Consider the following 1,648-nt stretch of genomic DNA (forward strand, 5'->3'; position numbering starts at 1 on the left):
TGTCCCTAAAAGAAAGGTTCCTGAAGATGACAGGAAATACTAAGGTTTGGCGCGCGCCTCTGGCCGGCCTCGCCTCGCTCGCGATGATCGCGACGATGGGCGTTGCCGCTGGCACGGCCGCTGCAGCCACCCCGTCTGAGCTGACGCTGAACGCTGGCTCCTACGGTAAGTTCGCTGATGACAAGACGTCGATCACTTTGAAGGATTCGAACGCTTCTACTGAGCAGTTCGAGAATCTGTACAGCACTGTTCCGTCCTCCACTCGTCAGTTCACTGGTTGGTACACCACTCCTGATGGCACTGCTGGCGAGGCTGTGAACCCGGATGCGAAGGATCTTGCTGGCAAGACCCTGTACGCTCACTACACGACTAACGGCAAGGTGACCTTCAACGCTCTCGGTAACGATAGCAAGCTCACCGTTAACTTCCGTACCGTTGGCGAGTCTGGCGATGTGATTACGGTTCCGCTGGCATCGGGCGATAAGCTCGCTTCCTGGGAGGTTCCGTATCAGACTGATACCGTGAACGAGGATAAGCTTTACCAGTGGTACAACGATGCTCAGGGTGGCGATCTGGCTACCCCGGCTGGCGCTACTGCTGGAGCTCAGTATTGGTTGTTCGCGTCTAATGCGAAGCCGGTTGTGGTGTCTTACGATACGACCAATGCAACGGGTGATGATTTCGCATCTGAACTGAAGTCGTATCGTGTGGATCGTTCTGATGATCTGACGAAGCCGGCTGGCTATAAGTACAGCGATGGTACGATTGCTGATTGGCAGGTTGTCTACGGTGATGGCTCTAAGGCTGGTCAGCCCGTGACTCTGTCTGATTACAACAAGGACGGTGCTCCATCTGACGTGACTAAGGTCACGGTGAAGGCTGTGAGTGGCACAAATTCTGCTGTGAAGGTCGAGTTCAATAACTACGCGCAGTCTGGTGCTCCCAAGTTCCTGTTCATTGTATCTGGTACTTCGGTGAATGATAATAAGCGTTTCACTGCTCCGTCTGACACGAACGACTACACCTTCGATGGCTTCTTTGCCGACAGCAAGCATGAGGATGCTGCGAACCTGAATGCTAAGCTGCGTAGGGATGTTCAGTACTATGGTAAGTGGACTGCTAAGGCTTCTTCTGTGAAGCTGACGTTCGATCCGAACTACGATGGTTCTGCTGCTCCTACTGAAGTGAAGGCTACCACCGACACCAAGTACGGTGATGTGTCCGCTCCGAAGGCTGATGCTCGTAAGGGTTACCAGTTCCAGGGCTGGAATACTCAGGCTGACGGCCAGGGTAAGTACCTCGTGACCAAGGCTCAGTATGAGAATGCTAGCGCAGCTGATAAGGCTGATATGCTTAATCCGGAAGCTAAGGTTTCTGGCGATCAGAACTTCTACGCAATCTACCTGACTGACGAGCAGGTTGCTGCTAACGAGTACACGAAGACTGCGTCTAAGGTTGAGGTCAAGGGCTTCGCTGGCGCTACCAAGGATGACACTCGTTTCACTGATGCCTCCTTCGCTGAGTACAAGAAGGTTGTTGAGGGTCTGAAGACCAGCAAGCTGCCGCCTTCTACCACTGCGGATCAGAAGTACACTGCTGAAGCTCAGGAGACTCTTGCTGCTGCTCAGAAGAAGCTCGTGCAGAAGGC

The 1,648-nt window shown here is 53.5% G+C and carries 1 protein-coding gene; it reads left to right on the forward strand.

Annotation, left to right across the window (positions count from 1 at the left end; translation table 11 throughout):
* Positions 1 to 26 precede the first annotated feature (26 nt).
* Positions 27 to 1,648 (forward strand): InlB B-repeat-containing protein (locus D2E25_RS10420; protein ID WP_164514817.1); only part of this gene is annotated, 1,622 nt, incomplete at its 3' end.

Source organism: Bifidobacterium goeldii (assembly GCF_003951095.1).
Lineage (GTDB): Bacteria > Actinomycetota > Actinomycetes > Actinomycetales > Bifidobacteriaceae > Bifidobacterium > Bifidobacterium goeldii.